This window comes from Microvirga medicaginis (assembly GCF_052658925.1).
In genome coordinates this window covers 1-1,096 of the sequence record NZ_JBQWEL010000058.1, presented here as the reverse complement: position 1 = coordinate 1,096, position 1,096 = coordinate 1, and the positions used below count along the sequence as shown (strand labels likewise).

At 61.6% G+C, this 1,096-nt stretch carries 1 protein-coding gene; it reads right to left on the bottom strand.

All coding sequences use genetic code 11. The features are described 5' to 3' along the window. The coding region (locus ACUXUR_RS26740; protein WP_445505379.1) for a fumarylacetoacetate hydrolase family protein at window positions 1-1,096 on the bottom strand (1,096 nt) is incomplete at both ends.

The following is a 1,096-nucleotide window of genomic DNA, read 5'->3' as shown; positions in this document are numbered from 1 at the left end:
GAAGGCCAAATGTCCACGGCTCGCACTCCGAGCTCGGCTTCATGCGGTTCACAAGCTTCCCAAGTTTTGGAGCCGCGATGGTGACGATATCGCCTGTCTTGTGCGTAAATCCCATGCCTGGCTCATCGCGATCCTGCGTTGGCGCAAACATGGTGCCTAAGAACAGGACAAAGCCGTCGGGGTATTGATGATGTGGGCCAAGCGTCTGTGCAACGAGATCCTCGGGATCACGACTGATCTTCGTGATGGATGATGAACCTTCGAGCTTGAACCCGTCCTCACCGTCCACCGTCAATGTTACAGTAGTGCCGCGGACATCATCGAGCGAAAAACCCTCGTCGAAGAAGCGCACGAACGGCCCTAATGCGCAGGAGGCATTGTTGTCTTTGGCCTTGGAAAGGAGCAATGCGGACCGGCCTTCGAAATCGCGCAGGTTCACATCGTTACCCAGGGTGGCGCCGACGATCCGACCCTCGGCAGTCACGACGACGACCACCTCCGGCTCGGGATTATTCCAGGTGGATTTGGGATGCAGGCCCGCATCCATCAGAGCACCGACAGCCGACAGAGTAGGCGCCTTGGTGAAGACCTCCGCATCGGGGCCGATACCCACCTCGAGATATTGGCTCCATGCCCCTTGAGCGACGAGCACCTCTTTCAGAGCCATCGCCTCGGGCGAACCCGGCTTCAGACGGCTGAGATCATCACCCACGAGGCGTAACACCTCCGCGCGGATGGCTGCGGCGGCACTCGCATCGCCACGCGCCCGCTCTTCGATGACGCGCTCCAGCATGGAGACGGCGAAGGTCACGCCCGCAGCCTTGACCACTTGAAGATCGATGGGCGCCAACAGCCACGGCCTCGACGGATCGCGCGTGTCGGACGGCGTGTTCGCCAGGAGCTCATCGAGCGACGCAATCCTCTCGCCCTGCGCAGCTTTCAGCGTCTGTGCCGGATTTTCCTTTGCGGAGAGCTCGCTCATCGTGGCGCAGGCGGTGGAGATATCGAACACCCCCTCCTCCCGAACAGCCACGACGCACGGACCCAGACCGGGACGCCAGACACGGCCCGCAAGGGCTCCCCGGCAACCATCGAC